Genomic DNA, 18,266 nt, shown 5'->3' on the forward strand with positions numbered 1-18,266 from the left:
CTAGTTGGTTGGGGTATAAGATCATTATAAGTTCTCTCTTTTCAAAACAATAGTGACATAAATGTCATTATCACTGAACACAAAAATCCAAGCCTCTATAAGGCCTGTTCCAAAACTTGTTTATTTCTACGGTGTTTCAGAATAAGATAAAATATCACTTCAAAAAGGAGAAAACTAAAATAAAGTCCTAAAACATAAAGCAAAGTTTCCCATTTATCTGTTGCTGATTGAAAATGGCCATGATGATCCACTGTACGGATGCTAATCAAAAGACAAATATCTAGAAATAGGGCTAGAAGAATACCATTAAAGCCTATAAAAAAACGCTTTTTAACCATAGTCTGACTCCTGTATGTTTTTTCTTAACCATAGAACAGCAAGCTCAACTTAAACCAGCCTAAAGCAAAAAAAGACTCAAAGAGCCTTTTTACTTTAGGTCAATTTTTCTTTCAAATATTGTCCTGTGTAGCTTTCTGGAACAGCTGCCACCTCTTCTGGGGTCCCCGTAGCAACGATAGTACCTCCACCGACACCGCCTTCAGGACCCAAATCGATAATATGGTCTGCGGTCTTGATAACATCCAGATTGTGCTCAATCACGAGAACAGTGTTGCCATCGTCCGCAAAACGCTGAAGCACCTTCAAAAGACGTGCAATGTCATCTGTATGGAGACCAGTCGTCGGTTCATCCAGAATGTAGAAAGACTTCCCAGTAGAGCGTTTGTGCAACTCACTAGCCAGCTTCATACGTTGAGCTTCACCACCTGATAGGGTTGTTGCTGGTTGGCCCAAGGTCACATACCCAAGCCCCACATCCTTGATTGTCTGCACTTTACGGGCAATCTTAGGAATAGCCGCAAAGAAGTCAACTGCGTCATCAACTGTCATATCCAGAATCTCCGCGATATTTTTCCCTTTATAACGAACTTCTAGGGTCTCAGAATTATAGCGTGTGCCATGACAAACCTCACAAGGAACATAAACATCCGGCAAAAAATGCATCTCAATCTTGATAATACCATCACCAGAGCAGGCTTCACAACGGCCTCCCTTGACATTGAAAGAGAAACGCCCCTTCTTGTAACCTCGAATCTTGGCCTCATTGGTTTGAGCAAAAAGATCACGAATATCGTCAAAGACGCCTGTGTAAGTCGCTGGATTAGAACGAGGTGTACGCCCAATTGGACTTTGGTCAATATCGATCAAACGCTCGATATGCTCGATTCCTGTCACCGATTTGTGTTTACCAGGTTTCTCACTATTGCGATTGAGTTCTTGGGCAATTTTTTTCTTGAGAATTCCGTTAACCAAAGTCGATTTTCCCGAACCAGAAACACCTGTGACTGCAATCAACTTTCCAAGTGGAAACTTGACAGATACATTCTTAAGGTTATTTTCGCTAGCTCCTGTAACCTCGATAAAATGACCATTACCTACACGACGTTCCCTCGGTACAGGAATTGATTTAGCACCTGACAGATATTGCCCGGTGATTGATTTCTTGTTCTTAGCCACTTCCTCTGGGGTTCCAGAGGCCATGATTTGACCACCAAAGGCACCAGCACCAGGTCCCACATCGATAAGCCAGTCAGCCTCACGCATGGTATCTTCATCATGCTCCACCACAATTAAGGTATTGCCCAAATCACGCATCTTTTTAAGACTTGATATCAAGCGATCATTGTCTCGCTGATGAAGCCCAATAGAAGGCTCATCCAACACATATAGGACTCCAGAAAGGTTAGAGCCAATCTGTGTCGCCAAACGGATACGCTGACTCTCACCACCTGAAAGAGTTCCAGCCATACGAGAGAGAGTCAAATAATTAAGGCCTACATTATTTAAGAAAGTCAAGCGATCCTTAATTTCCTTAACAATTGGACGAGCAATCACTCCCTCGTTTTCACCTAATTCAAGGTTATCGATTTCCTTAAGATGATCTGAAATAGACAAATCAGAGATTTGACCAATATTGAGGCCATTCTCGCCACCAACACGAACCGAGAGTGCTGCTTCGTTAAGACGATAGCCATGACAAGTTGGACATGACAGCTCATTCATATAACCTCGCATGACATTGCGAGTGAAATCACTATTGGTCTCGTGATAGCGACGATTGATATTAGTCACAACCCCTTCAAAAGGAATGTCAATATCACGCACCCCACCAAAATCATTAACATAATGAAAATGGAATTCACGATCCCCAGATCCGTAGAGGACCAAATCTTGTTCTTCTTTTTTCAGTTTTCCAAATGGCGTATCCATATCCACGCCGAACTGCTCCATAGCTTGCTCAAGCATGGCTGGATAATAGTTGGACGAAATAGGATTCCAAGGCGCTAAAGCACCTTCACGCAAGGTCTTACTAGCATCAGGAATGACCAAATCCATATCAACTTCCAGTTTATTGCCCAAACCATCACAGGTCGGACAAGAGCCAAATGGCGCATTGAATGAAAAGAGACGAGGCTCCAACTCTGGCACTGTGAAGCCACAAACCGGACAAGAATAATGTTCTGAGTAAAGCAACTCATTATCATCCATGGTATCCACAATCAAGTAGCCATCTGCTAAACGTAGGGCCGCCTCCACCGAATCAAAGAGGCGACTACGGATACCCTCCTTATTCACCAAGCGGTCCACAACCACTTCGATATTATGCATCTTAGACTTAGACAACTCTGGCACTTCTGTAACATCGTAAATCTCACCATCTACACGAACACGAACATAACCATCCTTTTGTACACGCTCAAAAACGGCCTTGTGTTGACCTTTCCTACGACGAACAATCGGCGCTAAAATCTGCATACGCGTACGCTCAGGAAGAGCTAGAACCTCATCCACAATCTGTTCCACAGAGGACGACTGAATGGCTCCATGACCATTAGGACAATAAGGGACACCCACACGCGCATACAGGAGACGAAGATAGTCATTAATCTCTGTTGCCGTTCCGACCGTCGAGCGAGGGTTTTTGCTTGTTGTTTTCTGGTCAATGGAGATGGCAGGACTCAAACCATCAATCGAGTCCACATCAGGTTTCTCCATATTTCCCAAAAACTGGCGGGCATAAGCCGAGAGACTTTCAACATAACGACGTTGCCCCTCTGCATAGATGGTATCAAAGGCCAAGGAAGACTTCCCAGAACCTGACAAGCCCGTCACCACCACCAGTTTATCACGCGGAATCTCCACATCGATATTTTTTAAATTGTGAGCTCTTGCTCCATGAATCACTAACTTATCTTGCATATTTTTAAGAGGCCTAGCCCAAAAGCCACTGCCGCTCCTTTCTACAGACGGATGGAAAATCCATCCCGACTTTCTCTCATAATTATAACAAAATTTCAATTTATCCAGCCCAAAAATGTTTCAAATATAGTATAATGGTGAAGTGTCTAAAAAAGGCAAGGAACATCATCCCAAGCCTCATTTGACAACACTAAAAAAAGTTAAGAGCAGTGTTAATTGGACTTAAAAGCGATTCTACAAATCCTTTTATAATCAAGATGCTAGCACTTACTTAATGACGAAGGAGGGGTTCCCATTGAAACAAATGTTCTTATCCACCGGAAAAGAATTCAAAGAAATTGAAACATTCGAGCCTGGTGCTTGGATTCATTTGGTGAACCCTTCCCAAGAAGAAGCCATGAAGGTCGCAGAACGGTTTAACATTGATATTCAAGACCTCCGCGCCCCTCTGGACGTGGAAGAAACTTCACGTATCGATGTCGAAGATGACTACACCTTGATTCTGGTCGACGTTCCAACCCAGGAAGAGCGTAATAACAAAAGCTACTACGTCACTATTCCATTGGGTATCATCGTTACCGATGAGGTGGTTGTTACTACCTGTCTTGAGGACATTAGTCTCATGGATAATTTCCTAAACCACCGTGTGCGTAACTTCTACACCTTCATGAAGACACGCTTCGTCTTTCAGATCCTTTACCGCAATGCCCAACTTTACCTAACCGCCCTACGTTCTATCGACCGTCAGAGTGATAAATTGGAAGCTCAGTTGGAAAATGCGACTAAAAACGAGCACTTGATTGACATGATGGAATTGGAAAAATCCATTGTCTATCTAAAAGCCTCACTTAAGATGAATGAACGAATTGTCAAAAAGCTAACAGGTAACGCCTCTAGCTTGAAGAAATATATCGAGGACGAGGACCTATTGGAAGACACCTTGGTCGAAACCCAACAGGCCATCGAAATGGCAGGCATCTATGAAAATGTCTTGAATGCCATGGCCGAAACTTCTGCCTCTATCATCGGTAATAACCAGAACACTATCATGAAAACACTAGCTCTTATGACGATGGCTCTGGACATCCCGACCGTTATCTTCTCCGCTTACGGTATGAACTTTAAAAACAATTCTATGCCACTAAACGATTTAGATAACGCCTTTTGGGTCATCTTCTTCATCGCAGCCTTAGGGTCATCCTGCGTTGTTATCTACTTTATCAGAAAAAAATGGTTCTAACATAGAACCTCTTCTTTTCCCTAAACTTCAACACTAAAAATAATATTATTTATCGAAAGGTCATCTCATGGACATCCAAAAACTCACCAAGAAAAACCAAGAATTCATCCACATCGCAACCAATCAGCTTATCAGAGACGGTAAGTCAGACCAAGAAATCAAAGACATCCTTGGTAATGTCATTCCCGAACTCCTTGAAAATCAGAAAAAAGGAATCACAGGACGCAGTCTTCTTGGTGCTCCAACGGTCTGGGCAGCTAGTTTCTCTCCTGAAAAACATCCACAACCTAACTCAGAAAAGACCAGCAAAGAAGTCCCAGAAACAGACAAAACACCTTGGAAGATGTGGCTTGATACCTCACTTTTCCTTCTAGCCATTGTTGCCATCATGAATGCAGTCTTTGGTTTCTCTGGTACGCAAACAAGCTACGGCCTCACAACTCTCCTATCCGTATCATTCATCGGTGGTCTAGCTATGTACACTCCTTATCACTACATCTACCGTCACAATAACAAACCAAAAGAAGAACGTCCAAAATGGTGGTTCAGCATGACCGTCATCACACTCTCTTTTATTGCATGGTTTGCTCTCTTTAGTCTTACAGCCCTTCTTCCAAGCTACCTCAACCCTGGTCTTTCACCAATTGTGATCCTTATCATTGGTGTCATCGCTGGTGTTGCCAAATACTTCTTCAAACGTCACTACAACGTTCAAAGTACTTACGCACCTGCATCTTAATCAATCTCAACTTCAAGCACCCTTATGGGTGCTTTTTTACGTCAGAAATCTTGACACAGTTGGCTATTCTATACTAAAATGTTAAAGTTAATAGACAAAAGAAAGAATTCCAATAGATGCGTATCAAATTCCCTCTACTAATCATTGCTTGCTGCCTATTACTTATGGCTTGTGGCCACAAGAATACTCAGAAAAACTATCAAGCTTACTATAGTTTTAACAATGTGACAACTTCCACTCAGGAAAAGCAGCTAGCAAAAGCCTTAAAAAGCAAGGGTATTCCAACAAAAGACTGGAACAATCTAGCCCCTTATATTAGTCGTTACAATCAGGAAAATACAAACCTTCAACCTGTTGTCAAAAAATGGACCCAAAGTAAAATCGGCAAAGACCAAAACCAATTTGTCACCTTCCTTAATGAAAAAACTTTCGAAGATAACAAATCGCACTTTACTGATGATTTAAACTGCCGACGAACATCCTTCCTGCTCCTTCATAACCTTATTACAAGCTCAGAGGACCTTACTAAATTAGACCTCCCCCTTCAAAATGAATTTCTTGATCTCAAGTCACGCCACAAAGAGCTAAATGCCAAAGATCAAGCCCTCTACAGCCTTCTCTTTGGGGATAATATCAGCTACCAGTCTACAGATGAACTCCTGAAAGCTTGGAAAGAAGCCGGACTCAAGTTTCCAGAAAAGGTTAAACTCCTCTCCGTCTTTCAAAATAGCCCTGGTGATGTTAGTAACTTCCACACAGCTATAGCTTACGAAAAAGATGGTAGTATCTATATTTTTGAAAAACAAGATCCAACACTTCCTTACCGCTGGAGTCATTTCAACAATTGGGTCGACATCAAAACACACTGGTTAAGCAATCGTTTCAAGGTTTTCAAAGACAATGTCGATATCCTCGTTAACGACCAAAAATTTGATGATTTCTTAGAAAACACACTCTATATACCACAAAACAACCAACTAGCTCCTCAAGATAAATGAGAAGACCAGTTGGTTTCTCTTTTTCCCTAAAGTATAAAATAAAAGTCAGCACACAAGCATAAAAAATCAAGGCATAAAAAAACACCCTCAGTCGAGGGTATTATTTTTAGTCTTCGTTTACGTAAGGCATAAGTGCCATAACGCGAGCGCGTTTAATCGCTGTTGTCACTTTACGTTGGTTTTTAGCTGAAGTTCCTGTTACACGACGTGGAAGAATTTTACCACGTTCTGAAACGAAACGGCTAAGAAGCTCAGTATCTTTGTAATCAACATATTCGATTTTGTTAGCTGCGATGTAATCAACTTTTTTACGGCGTTTGAATCCGCCACGACGTTGTTGAGCCATGTTTATTTCTCCTTTATATATTTAATTCGTTTTGTCCATTCTTAGAATGGGAGATCGTCATCTGAAATATCCATTGGATTTGAATTACCAAATGGACTCTCGTCACGACCGAAGTTTGGTGTAGATTGTGCAGGTTGTGATCCACCAAATGAACCACCAGTTGAAGCTCCTCCACCGAATGAATTTGAATTATCAAATCCTCCAGCGTTGTAAGAACCACCACTGTGACCTTCACGTGCCGCACGGCTTTCCAACATTTGGAAATTATCAGCGACAACTTCAGTTACGTAAACACGTTGACCTTGTTGATTTTCATAGTTACGAGTCTGAATACGACCTGTAATTCCAATCAATGCACCTTTCTTAGCCCAATTAGCCAAATTTTCAGCTTGCTGGCGCCAGATAACACAGTTAATAAAGTCTGTTTCACGTTCACCATTAGCACCCTTGAAATTACGGTTAACCGCAAGGCTGAATGTTGCAACAGCAACGTTACTTGGTGTATAACGAAGTTCCGCATCACGGGTCATGCGACCAACGAGTACGACATTATTAATCATAATTTACCTTCTTACGCGTCAAGTTTAACGATCATGTGACGAAGAATGTCGCCGTTGATTTTTGAAAGACGGTCGAACTCGTTAAGAGCTACATCGTCGTTTGCTTCAACGTTAACAACGTGGTAAAGTCCTTCACGGAAATCTTGGATTTCGTATGCAAGACGACGTTTTTCCCAATCTTTTGATTCAACAACAGTTGCACCGTTGTCAGTCAAGATAGAATCGAAACGTGCTACCAAAGCGTTTTTAGCTTCTTCTTCAATGTTTGGACGAATGATATAAAGAATTTCGTATTTAGCCATTGATATTTTCCTCCTCTTTTGGTCTAATGACTCATGGACTTTCGCCACGAGTAAGTGAGGTGCACTCACAATATATAATTTTACCAAAGTTTGAGGGATAATGCAAGGAAAAAGTAAAGAGTTAGAAATTTGAATCACTCAGAAAAAAAGTTAAGCCCTATGCGTTATCTTTTCTCCGATCAAACTTCATGCTAAAATAAGAGAATGCTTTATCATAAAAAGAAATTAGGAGAAAAACTAGGGCTTCCCACCTTTAACCACTACTATAATATTCCTATTACTTCCCTAGAATATAACCTTAAAAACTTAGGTCCGAGTGATACCTACATTATTACTTTTAAACAGGACAACAACCTCTTTGTTGTTGACATAAGACATCAGCTTGGTCATACCAGTCATTTTGATACCGTCTCCCTCTTTGAACAAGACAATCTCTTATCAGGCATCGCTGCTGTCCCTTTAGCCTCTGTTCATAGCATACAAATCTTGTCTTTTCCAGACAAGTTACACTCTCTGAACCCTAGTCAGCGTCTAAAAAATCTCGTCGCTCTTTACTACAAGGATGAAGAAATCATGCGTTACCTCAAGACCACAAAAAATATCGGTGACCAGGTAACAAAATATCAATTAGAGGCTGATCAACTAGAAAGACAAGGTAAGAGTTTTGACTTCTTCAAGTACGCCAGTCGTAGCAAAATACGAGAAGAAGACAGCCTATCGGAAGTGTCTAGCAAGGACTACGACTTCATTCCCGATTTTCATCCCTTCTTAACCTCACCAAGAAGCCAACAGGTTTTAAGCGTCCCAGTAACCTACTGTGATGACAAAACGAAACAGACCGCTAGAATAGACATCATGGGGTGGTATATCAAGGACCAACAACTTAAGATTCGTTGGAAACCCAAGTACATGCGCAAACGCCGATGGCGCTCATCACGTATCTCAATTGATATCGTGACCGACAACTACTTCTTCCAAGGACAAATCTATAAAGATAGTAGCGCCCCCGTATTTCTGAACAACCTAAGCTTTGATAGCAAGATTCCTAAAAGCTTCCTGCCACATCTCCAAAAACAGTACCAAATCTTTATGGCTCTAGTAGATGAACAAAAAAGACTGGCTCTCCTACGAAAGGTCCAGTTAAACAATAAGGATTAAGTATCTTTCAGCTAAATTCAACATATCAAAAAGCTCATTCTTACACGCTAGAATGAGCTTTTAAGATTTTTCAATTGTCATTAGAACATCCTTTTGGAATTTTGTAAAAAATATTTTCATAAGGAGGAGTCATTGTGTGTCTCCATTTTTATACCTAGCAATCATAGATTACCTCCATCAACTTACAAATAACTTTTTGTATTGTAAATTTTCTATTACATTGGTATCACTCCCTAAGCTATTTTATGCAATAACTTGAAGTGTCTCCATTTTTATAACGTCCTAAATTCATCATCATAGTAATCACCTCTGATTCGTATGATTTGAGACCTATCTCCCCATTGACCACTCAATGAGATTTACTTGTCGCCGTTCTTATAACGACTTACATCAAACATCAACATAAGCGTCACCTCGGTACTTTGTTACAAGATTTAAGCATTAAACTTTTGTCGATAGTTCACTTGTTTGGCATTGGTATCACTCCTTAAGCTATTTTACGCAACTGCTTAAGTGTCTCCATTTTTATACCTACTAACATTTCTCATGAGCTTTACCTCACTTTTTCTTAAGTTAACAGATTTGAGTTTGGCTTTCGACTTCTGGTGGTATCACTCCCTCGTAGCTATTTTATGCAACATTTTTAATCGCCGTTCTTATAACGACTTACATCAAACATCAACATAAGCGTCACCTCGGTACTTTGTTACAAGATTTAAGCATTAAACTTTTGTCGATAGTTCACTTGTTTGGCATTGGTATCACTCCTTAAGCTATTTTACGCAACTGCTTAAGTGTCTCCATTTTTATACCTACTAACATTTCTCATGAGCTTTACCTCACTTTTTCTTAAGTTAACAGATTTGAGTTTGGCTTTCGACTTCTGGTGGTATCACTCCCTCGTAGCTATTTTATGCAACATTTTTAATCGCCGTTCTTGTAACGCCCTACTGTCATATGACCACGCTCCTCAGAGATGATTGGTAAAGTTAGTTATTTTGCCTACTGTTTTATTTAGAAACCTTAGTCTCCGTTTTTGTACCTTGAAATATTGACTCTCACCATGGCTTTTACCTCCTTGATGAATCCTTCTCTTCTTTACACTCTTAGTATAATGTAAACGCTTACTTTTGTCAATCTTTTTAACAGAAAAAACGCATAATTTTTTGAAAAAAGATTTCTTTGCTACAATAGAGATATGTTAGATTTAAAAGAATACGGCATTGTCATGTGGGATGCTGAGAAAATCGCCTCTTTTCGTCGTACCCTCCTGGACTGGTACGATCGAGAGAAACGAGACCTACCGTGGCGTAGAACTAAAAATCCCTACTATATCTGGGTCAGTGAAATCATGCTACAACAAACCCAGGTTCAGACTGTCATTCCCTATTACGAGCGCTTTTTAGACTGGTTCCCAACAGTTAAGAATTTGGCTGAGGCTCCAGAAGAGAAACTCCTCAAAGCTTGGGAGGGTCTAGGTTACTATTCACGTGTCCGAAACATGCAAAAGGCCGCACAACAAATCATGACCGACTTTGCTGGTCAGTTCCCAGATACTTATGACAATATTGCAAAGCTCAAGGGGATCGGCCCCTATACTGCTGGTGCTATTTCTAGCATTGCTTTTGGACTCCCAGAGCCCGCTGTTGATGGTAATGTTATGCGAGTTATGGCTCGTCTCTTTGAAGTTAACTACGATATTGGAGATGCCAAAAATCGTAAGATTTTCCAAGCGATTATGGACATTTTAATTGACCCTGACCGTCCTGGTGACTTTAATCAGGCGCTTATGGACCTTGGAACTGATATCGAATCAGCTAAAAATCCGAGACCAGACGAAAGCCCAATTCGCTTTTTCTGTGCAGCCTATCTCAACGGAACTTATGATAAATACCCCATAAAATTACCTAAGAAGAAGCCTAAACCTATGCAAATTCAGGCTTTTATTATTAAAAATGAAAAGGGAGAGTTTTTGCTCGAAAAAAATGTCGAGGGACGTCTACTAGGTGGTTTCTGGTCCTTCCCTATCATGGAAACGGACTTTATTGGCCAACAACTCAGCCTTTTTGAAAAGGATGATAGTATTCTCGAGACAGTCTCTCAAAAGGCTATTTTTGAGGAAAATTATGCCCTCAAACCGGAGTGGACGAACAGCAATTTTACACCTGTAAAACATACCTTCAGCCACCAAAAATGGACCATCGAGATGGTGGAAGGTAACGTTAATAACGACAAACTCCCTACCGATAAGGAGCTATGCTGGGTAGCGGCTGAGAACTTCGACCAGTTCCCGATGGCCACACCACAAAAGAAAATGATTAAGGCTTATGAAAATAGCAAAAAAGGATAGCAGTGAGTGCTACCCTTTTTCTTATGCGTCAAGTTTATCGTACTTACGGCTACGCAAAGCAAGGTATATCTTCGAAAGAACTACTCCCACAAAGACATAAAACAACTCCAAATAAGTCACATTTTTTGACATCAAAAATTCAATCATACCCAACACAACGCTCCATAACTGACTGCTCCTCCAGCTACTCCCAACAAGGCTCCTCCGGGACCATTAGTGATAATTTCTCATGTGTCAATACTTGTTGTGTCAATTCTAATGTTTTAATATATTTTCTCCTTATATTATTTTTTCTATTTATGGTAATTGTGAGTTGCAAATCTCTTAGTGTTCTCATTAACCACTCAGAGACATACTAACATTAACTGTCTATTCTATCTCCTTTCATTATTTTTATATCTCTAATCGTTTATGCCATTGGACTAAATACTAAGTTTTAGCAATTCTAAACTAGATTAAATTATCTATAGATTGAGAGGTATTCCTTTATAATTACAAGTAGTTCTACCAAAAAAGCCGGACCTCAGTCCAGCTTTTATCTGTCTATTTCTACTTGGTCATAAAGTAGGTGATAATCACCAATACTGCTACGATAGCTAGGACAACGGCCAGAAATCCTAGCATGTAGCGCAAGAGAAAATAGGTGAATGGAAAATTTTCTTTCATGTATTACTTTGCCTCATACCATGTGCGGCCGTCATTCTCATCTGCGATGAGAGGGACAGCGAGTTCGACTGCAACTTCCATGGTTTCTTTAACCAAGGCCTTCATAGCTACAAGTTCATCGTTCGGCACCTCAAGGACGATTTCATCATGCACCTGTAGGAGCATCTTAGTTTTATAGCCACCTTCTACCAGAGCCTTGTCTAGGTTAATCATAGCAATCTTGAGGATATCAGCAGCACTGCCTTGGATAGGCGAGTTGATGGCTGTACGCTCAGCGAAGTTGCGGACGTTAAAGTTACGAGAATTAATATCTGGCAACTCACGACGGCGGTGGAAGAGGGTTTCTACATATCCTTTATCCTTGGCTTCACGAACCACATTATCCATATAAGCCTTAATACCAGGATAACGTTCAAAGTAGGTATCGATATACTCCTTGGCCTTCTTACGGCTAATACCAAGGTTGTTGGATAGACCAAAGTCAGAAATACCATAAACGATACCGAAGTTAACAGCCTTGGCGTTACGACGGTCGTTAGGTGTGACATCCTCTGGCTTTTCAATACCAAAGACACGCATGGCTGTTGAGGTATGGATATCTGCCCCCTCTTTAAAGGCTGCAATCAAATGCTCATCTCCCGAAATATGGGCAAGCACGCGCAACTCAATCTGTGAGTAATCCGAGCTTAAAAGCACTGCATCCTCAGTCGATGGGACAAAGGCCTTACGGATGAGACGACCTTGCTCCAAGCGAACAGGGATATTTTGCAAGTTGGGATCCACTGATGACAGACGTCCTGTCTGAGTTAGATCTTGCACATAACGGGTATGGATTTTGCCATCCTCAAGGATATAATCTTGAAGCCCCAAGACATAGGTAGACTGAAGCTTAGTGATTTGACGGTACTCCAAAATCTTAGCTACGATTGGAGCAATTGGTGCCAAACGTTCAAGGACATCCACAGCCGTTGAGTAACCTGTCTTGGTTTTCTTAGTGTATTCCAAAGGTAGAGCCATTTTTTCAAAGAGGATAACACCCAATTGTTTAGGTGAATTGATATTGAACTCTTCGCCCGCCATCTCGTAGATTTCTTGAGTCAATTTATCGATGACTACTTGGTTTTCCACTGCCATCTCGTTAAGGGTTTGTCCCTTGACCTTAATACCAGCGATTTCCATCTTGGCTAGCACATTTGCCAGTGGTAACTCCATGTCAAAGAGAAGCTCTGATTGACCGTGTTCAGCCAATTTTTCAAGCATAACCGGTTTAGCGACCTGAAGGACTTTGACTTTCTTAGCCAGGTGGCTGAGTAAGACCTCTTTTTCAGGAACTGCACGCTTAGCTCCCTTGCCATAGACCACTTCATCTGTTTCCAACGGTAGGTCCGTATAGAGACGGGCAATGGTTGACAATTCATTGTCTTCAACGGTTGAGAGCAGATACTTGGCCAGACGGGCATCGAAATTAGCCGTAGGCAAGTCAATACCTAGATGGCTCAAGAGGACCTTACTACGCTTGAAATCGTAGATATTAACAGCTTTAGAAAGAGCTGCCTGGAAGGCTTCTGAGTTGAGTAGTTCAGTATCTGTAGACGCATACATCTGCTTGTCGTTCCCCCAAGCAAAACCGATGATAGGCTCTGTGTGATAATTGTCACCGAGGATTTCAAAATAGAAGAAATCGTCAGAGCTAAAGTGATTCACTGTCACTTGACTAGGCTCTGCATAGGCCACATCAAAATCCTGCGGCACAGCCTCTCCACCAAGGGCATTTTTAAACTGAACAAAGCCCATTTCATCATAAAAGGCTGACAATTTTTCAAGGTCAGGTCCCGTAAAGGCCGTATCATCTAGGCCAATTTCAATAGGAGACTGGGTATCAATGGTCGCCAGAGTTTTAGAAAGGAAAGCTTGTTCCTTATCATTGATGAGATTTTCCTTCATTTTGGACTTCTTCATCTCATCAATATGCTCATAGATACCTTCAAGAGAACCGTGTTCCAAGAGGAGCTTGAGACCAGTCTTTTCACCAATCTTAGTAACTCCTGGAATATTATCGGACTTATCACCCATGAGGGCCTTGAGGTCGATGAATTGCGCTGGAGTAATTCCCATTTTCTCCATGAGGTAGTCAGGTGTAAAGGCCTCAAACTCAGCTACACCTTTCTTCGAAATCTCAACGACGGTATTGACATCAGTCAACTGAATCAAGTCCTTGTCCCCAGAGACAACAGTAATTTGATAGTCCTCACTGGTATTTTCAGCCATCTTAGCCAAGGTACCGATAATGTCATCTGCCTCGTACTGAGCCAGATCATAATAGGCGATACCACGTGCAGCCAACATCTCACGGATATAAGGGAACTGCTCACGGAATTCCTCTGGAGTCTTGGCACGACCAGCCTTATAGTCCGCAAACATCTCTGTACGGAAGGTTGTTTTCCCCGCATCAAAGGCTACCAAAACATGAGTCGGTTGGATACGCTCAAGCAGGTTGTCCAACATGAGGTGGAAACCGTAGATAGCATTGGTATGCAAGCCATTATTGTTACGAAAACGGTCAATTTGATTATAAAGTGCGAAAAAGGCACGAAAGGCAACGGATGAACCGTCGATTAGGAGTAATTTTTTCTGATTAGTCATAGGTTTATTATAGCATAGATGGGAGCATTGGTTTTAATTGAAATCCTCTTATTTTAGGGAGACTCTTTTGTAAAATAATCATTCATAAATAATAAGCCACAAGGAGAATTGACCATCGACAAATTTTAGAGCGAATCAGTCAACAGTATTGTTACAAGTATTTACCATCTCCACGTCCTATGGTCAAATATGCTATAATAGGAGTTATGAACACAAAGATTTTAGATCAATTAGAATTTAATAAGGTCAAGGACCAGTTCACAGAATACCTACAGACTGATCAGGCTCAGGCAGAGTTACGTGACTTGGTACCTATGACCAATCCAGAAAGAATTCAAAATCAATTTACAGAAATCCAAGAAATGTCTGAGATTTTCGTAGAGCATCATGGCTTTGCCATTGGGAGCTTAAGAGATATTTCTGAGTCCTTGCGTCGCTTGGAACTGGATGCTGACCTCAACATCCAGGAGCTCATTGCCATCAAGAAGGTCTTGCAAGTTTCAGCTGACCTTGGCCGCTTCTACGCTGACCTTGAAAATGTTGAGCTCGTGGCTCTTAAACGTCTTTTTGAAAAGATTGAAGCCTTCCCAAGTCTACAAGGTAGCCTTCAAAGTATCAATGATAGTGGTTTCATTGAGCATTTTGCTAGCCCTGAGTTGCAAAATATCCGTCGTCAACTCAAATCTTGCGATGATGCCATTCGCCAGACCTTGCAAGACATTCTCAAGAAATCTGGCCACATGTTGGCTGAGAGCTTAATTGCTAGTCGTAATGGCCGTTCAGTGCTTCCTGTAAAAAATACCTACCGTAACCGTATCGCTGGGGTTGTACATGACATCTCAAGCTCTGGAAACACAGTGTATATCGAGCCACGCGCCGTTATCCAGCTTAACGAAGAAATTACACAATTACGTGCAGACGAACGCCACGAGATGGCCCGTATCCTACATGAACTGTCTGATCAACTCCGTCCACAGGCTGCTGCAATTTCCAACAACGCTTGGATTTTGGGCCACATGGACTTTATTCGTGGAAAATACCTCTATCTCCAAGATAAGAAGGCGGTTATTCCAAAGATTAGTGACAACCAAACACTCCAACTGCTTAACGTTCGTCACCCTCTCTTGGTCAATCCAGTAGCCAACGATTTGAGATTCGATGAGAATCTTACAGCCATTGTCATCACAGGTCCTAATACGGGTGGTAAAACGGTCATGCTTAAAACTCTAGGACTAGCTCAACTGATGGCTCAATCTGGTCTTCCAATTTTGGCTGATAAGGGCAGTCGTGTAGCCATTTTCCAAGAGATTTTTGCGGACATCGGAGATGAACAGTCTATCGAACAGAGTTTGTCAACATTCTCTAGTCACATGACTCACATTGTCGAGATTCTGGACGCTGCCGACAGCAACAGTCTTGTCTTGGTCGATGAGCTCGGGGCTGGTACTGATCCTCAGGAAGGGGCTAGTCTAGCCATGGCAATCCTAGAGCACCTCCGTTTAAGCCAGATTAAAACCATGGCTACTACTCACTATCCTGAGCTTAAGGCCTATGGAATTGAGACCCAACATGTGGAAAATGCCAGCATGGAGTTTGACACAGCGACTTTAAGCCCTACCTATCGTTTTATGCAGGGGGTTCCTGGTCGTTCTAATGCCTTTGAGATTGCTCGCCGTCTCGGCTTGAATGAAATTATTGTCAAGGAAGCAGAAAACCTCACTGATACTGATAGTGATGTCAATCGTATCATCGAGCAACTTGAAGCCCAAACTGTGGAAACACAAAAACGTCTGGAACACATCAAGGACGTTGAGCAAGAGAACCTTAAATTCAACCGTGCGGTTAAGAAACTCTATAACGAATTCTCCCATGAGTACGACAAGGAACTCGAAAAAGCTCAAAAAGACATTCAAGAGATGGTGGATACAGCTTTGGCTGAGAGCGATAGTATTCTCAAAAATCTCCATGATAAGAGTCAACTCAAGCCTCATGAAGTTATCGATGCCAAAGGAAAACTCAAGAAACTTGCCCCACAATTGGACCTCTCTAAGAATAAGGTCCTTCGTAAGGCCAAGAAAGAAAAGGCTGCGCGTGCTCCTCGTGTCGGTGATGATATCATCGTGACCGCCTATGGTCAACGAGGTACTCTTACTAGTCAGGCCAAAAATGGTAACTGGGAAGCCCAAGTAGGTCTCATCAAGATGACCCTCAAGGCGGATGAATTCACTCTCGTTCGTGCCCAAGCTGAAGCCCAACAACCCAAGAAGAAACAGATTAACGTGGTTAAAAAAGCCAAGAAGGCTTCTGGCGGTCCTCGTGCCCGTCTAGACCTTCGTGGGAAACGTTACGAAGAAGCCATGCAAGAACTTGATGCCTTTATTGACCAAGCCCTACTTAATAACATGAGTCAGGTGGACATCATCCACGGTATTGGTACCGGTGTCATCCGTGACGCAGTGACCAAATATCTTCGCCGTCATCGCCATGTTAAAAGTTTTGAATATGCCCCACAGAGTGCTGGTGGTTCCGGATGTACCATTGCAACCTTAGGGTAAAAATAGTTAAGAAAGACTGAGACTATGTGTCCAGTCTTTTTTTGCAAGACAACGGAGAAATAATAAAAATGGAAGTTGTTACAAAAATTATTACTGCCATGGGCGCATTGGTCTCTATTGGTGGCCTAGGATGGGCCTTTTTAGGTGCAATTGAGTTTTTCCAAGGAAAGAAAAACCAGAATGCACAACAAGCCGATAACTAAATGGCAAGCTGATTTGTGTTGGCGGACTAGCTTCTGTATCAGTAAGTATTGCAGCTACAATTGTTGTTGCAATCAACTCAATTCAATTTTAAAAGGTATTTAGACACGCCAAAGTAAGACCACCCTTATCTTCCATTTTGCACTTTCCTTTTTCTCTGGTATAACGCAAGAAAAGTCCCCAGAAGTATAACTTCTGAGGACTTTGTCTTCAATCTGATATGCCCTTAATCAAAGGTCATGTTTTTCTATGTAAAGTTGTTGGGCGATTAGGTGATTGATTTGAACTTCTTGCCCCTTAATCTTGAGCTGAAAGAGACCCGTGTAATCATCGTACCCCTTTAGAAGTATGTCATCCCCGATCTTCAGTTGGATTTGTTCTAAAAATTTGAGTAATTCAAAGGTATCCTGGACTCTTCGCAAACGATAGGTTCCTGGTTCGCTGACATCGCTCAAACGGTCCTGGTAAGCCTCGATGAGAAGTTTTCCTTTCGGTGGAATGGTCCCTCCATGGGGACAGGTCTTAGGAGTGTCTAACATCTGGTCTAGTTTATCGATAAAGCGATCGGAGACCGTATGCTCGAGCACTTCAGCCTCTTCATGGACTTCTTCAGTAGTATAGTCCAGCTTTTTTAGTAAAAACATTTCAATCAAGCGGTGCTTGCGAAAAAGATCGGAAACCGTTTGGAAGCCGAGCTCGGTGAGCAGATAGCCGTGGAGCTTATCCTTGATGAGGAGATTCTCCGAGATCATGCGCTTGACCATCTCAGTCACGGCTGGAGGTGAAACCTGCATCCGGGACGCAATCTCTTTGTTACTAATTTTTTCATGTTGCGCACCAATTTCATAGATGCACTTGAGGTAATCTTCTTTATTTGGTGTCATAGGTTCCTCTTTTCTTCTCTCCTTCTAGTATATAGTATATCAAAAAAAGAGCAAAATGGCTTGGCCAGTGGATAGGAATTGCCTGGGGGTAAAAGATTCTAATATAAAAAAATGAGAACAAAATAAAAAGGAGGATGTAGATGCAGCGACAGGAATTAGAAATGCTGAGCTCTGGACGACCAGATGTCTCAGCCACTTAGAAAACCGATTGCAGAATTGTACGTATGAAGCAATACGGCAAACTTGCTACTGCTCTGTCTCAGTCTTTGCCAGCCCTCTTTTCCAAGATATGTGTCAGAGAGAACTGCAAGAGTTGACAGGAGTCCGTTCCCAAGCTCTCTTAGAAGGGACCATACACCCCTGTCT

At 41.8% G+C, this 18,266-nt stretch carries 14 protein-coding genes; 7 read left to right on the top strand and 7 right to left on the bottom strand.

The features are described 5' to 3' along the window. Positions 1-95: 95 nt before the first annotated feature. Both RDY04_RS06470 and uvrA read right to left on the bottom strand, forming a co-directional pair. Positions 96-338 (bottom strand): DUF3923 family protein, encoded by a 243-nt coding sequence (locus tag RDY04_RS06470; protein WP_303950036.1) that lies wholly within the window; start codon positions 336-338, stop codon positions 96-98. Positions 339-432: 94 nt separating this feature from the next. Next, entirely contained in the window at positions 433-3,258 is a 2,826-nt protein-coding gene (gene uvrA, locus RDY04_RS06475; RefSeq protein ID WP_303950037.1) for an excinuclease ABC subunit UvrA, read from the bottom strand. A 295-nt stretch (positions 3,259-3,553) separates the two neighbouring features. Between uvrA and RDY04_RS06480 the strand changes: the two genes are divergently transcribed. From RDY04_RS06480 to RDY04_RS06490, 3 genes are all read left to right on the top strand, one after another. Then, positions 3,554-4,498, top strand: a complete 945-nt coding sequence (locus tag RDY04_RS06480) for a magnesium transporter CorA family protein (protein WP_064519229.1) — start codon at positions 3,554-3,556, stop codon at positions 4,496-4,498. 67 nt (positions 4,499-4,565) lie between these two features. Beyond that, positions 4,566-5,237 (top strand): DUF1129 domain-containing protein, encoded by a 672-nt coding sequence (locus RDY04_RS06485; protein WP_303950042.1) that lies wholly within the window; start codon positions 4,566-4,568, stop codon positions 5,235-5,237. Between the two features lie 116 nt (positions 5,238-5,353). After that, entirely contained in the window at positions 5,354-6,235 is an 882-nt protein-coding gene (locus tag RDY04_RS06490) for a DUF4300 family protein (RefSeq protein ID WP_303950043.1), read from the top strand. A gap of 106 nt (positions 6,236-6,341) precedes the next feature. Here RDY04_RS06490 and rpsR read toward each other — a convergent pair whose 3' ends face one another. From rpsR to rpsF, 3 genes are read right to left on the bottom strand one after another with little or no spacing between them, the layout of a single operon-like run. Continuing rightward, on the bottom strand, positions 6,342-6,581 hold the full coding sequence (gene rpsR / locus RDY04_RS06495) for a 30S ribosomal protein S18 (protein WP_000068665.1): 240 nt from the start codon (positions 6,579-6,581) through the stop codon (positions 6,342-6,344). 41 nt (positions 6,582-6,622) lie between these two features. Continuing rightward, a complete protein-coding gene (locus RDY04_RS06500; protein ID WP_002891844.1) occupies positions 6,623-7,141 on the bottom strand; it encodes a single-stranded DNA-binding protein in 519 nt (172 codons plus the stop codon). Between the two features lie 11 nt (positions 7,142-7,152). Further along, positions 7,153-7,443 (bottom strand): 30S ribosomal protein S6, encoded by a 291-nt coding sequence (rpsF, locus tag RDY04_RS06505; protein ID WP_038676771.1) that lies wholly within the window; start codon positions 7,441-7,443, stop codon positions 7,153-7,155. A 204-nt stretch (positions 7,444-7,647) separates the two neighbouring features. Between rpsF and RDY04_RS06510 the strand changes: the two genes are divergently transcribed. After that, on the top strand, positions 7,648-8,601 hold the full coding sequence (locus tag RDY04_RS06510) for a hypothetical protein (protein WP_303950050.1): 954 nt from the start codon (positions 7,648-7,650) through the stop codon (positions 8,599-8,601). Between the two features lie 1,198 nt (positions 8,602-9,799). Further along, complete coding sequence (gene mutY, locus RDY04_RS06515; protein WP_303950053.1) at positions 9,800-10,951, top strand: A/G-specific adenine glycosylase; 1,152 nt, start codon at positions 9,800-9,802, stop codon at positions 10,949-10,951. A gap of 669 nt (positions 10,952-11,620) precedes the next feature. Here mutY and polA read toward each other — a convergent pair. Further along, positions 11,621-14,260 (bottom strand): DNA polymerase I, encoded by a 2,640-nt coding sequence (gene polA, locus RDY04_RS06520; RefSeq protein WP_303950056.1) that lies wholly within the window; start codon positions 14,258-14,260, stop codon positions 11,621-11,623. Positions 14,261-14,466: 206 nt separating this feature from the next. On the opposite strand from polA, the gene RDY04_RS06525 reads away from it, so the two are divergent. Both RDY04_RS06525 and RDY04_RS06530 read left to right on the top strand, forming a co-directional pair. Further along, entirely contained in the window at positions 14,467-16,815 is a 2,349-nt protein-coding gene (locus tag RDY04_RS06525; RefSeq protein ID WP_303950059.1) for an endonuclease MutS2, read from the top strand. A gap of 68 nt (positions 16,816-16,883) precedes the next feature. Next, a complete protein-coding gene (locus RDY04_RS06530; protein ID WP_303950061.1) occupies positions 16,884-17,018 on the top strand; it encodes a hypothetical protein in 135 nt (44 codons plus the stop codon). Between the two features lie 228 nt (positions 17,019-17,246). On the opposite strand, the gene RDY04_RS06535 is transcribed toward RDY04_RS06530, so the two are convergent. Beyond that, the gene (locus RDY04_RS06535) at positions 17,247-17,900 is read right to left on the bottom strand and encodes a metal-dependent transcriptional regulator (protein WP_295494356.1); all 654 of its coding nucleotides are present in this window, start codon (positions 17,898-17,900) and stop codon (positions 17,247-17,249) included. Between the last annotated feature and the right edge of the window lie 366 nt (positions 17,901-18,266).

The sequence above is a fragment of the uncultured Streptococcus sp. genome (assembly GCF_902463925.1).
Lineage (GTDB): Bacteria > Bacillota > Bacilli > Lactobacillales > Streptococcaceae > Streptococcus.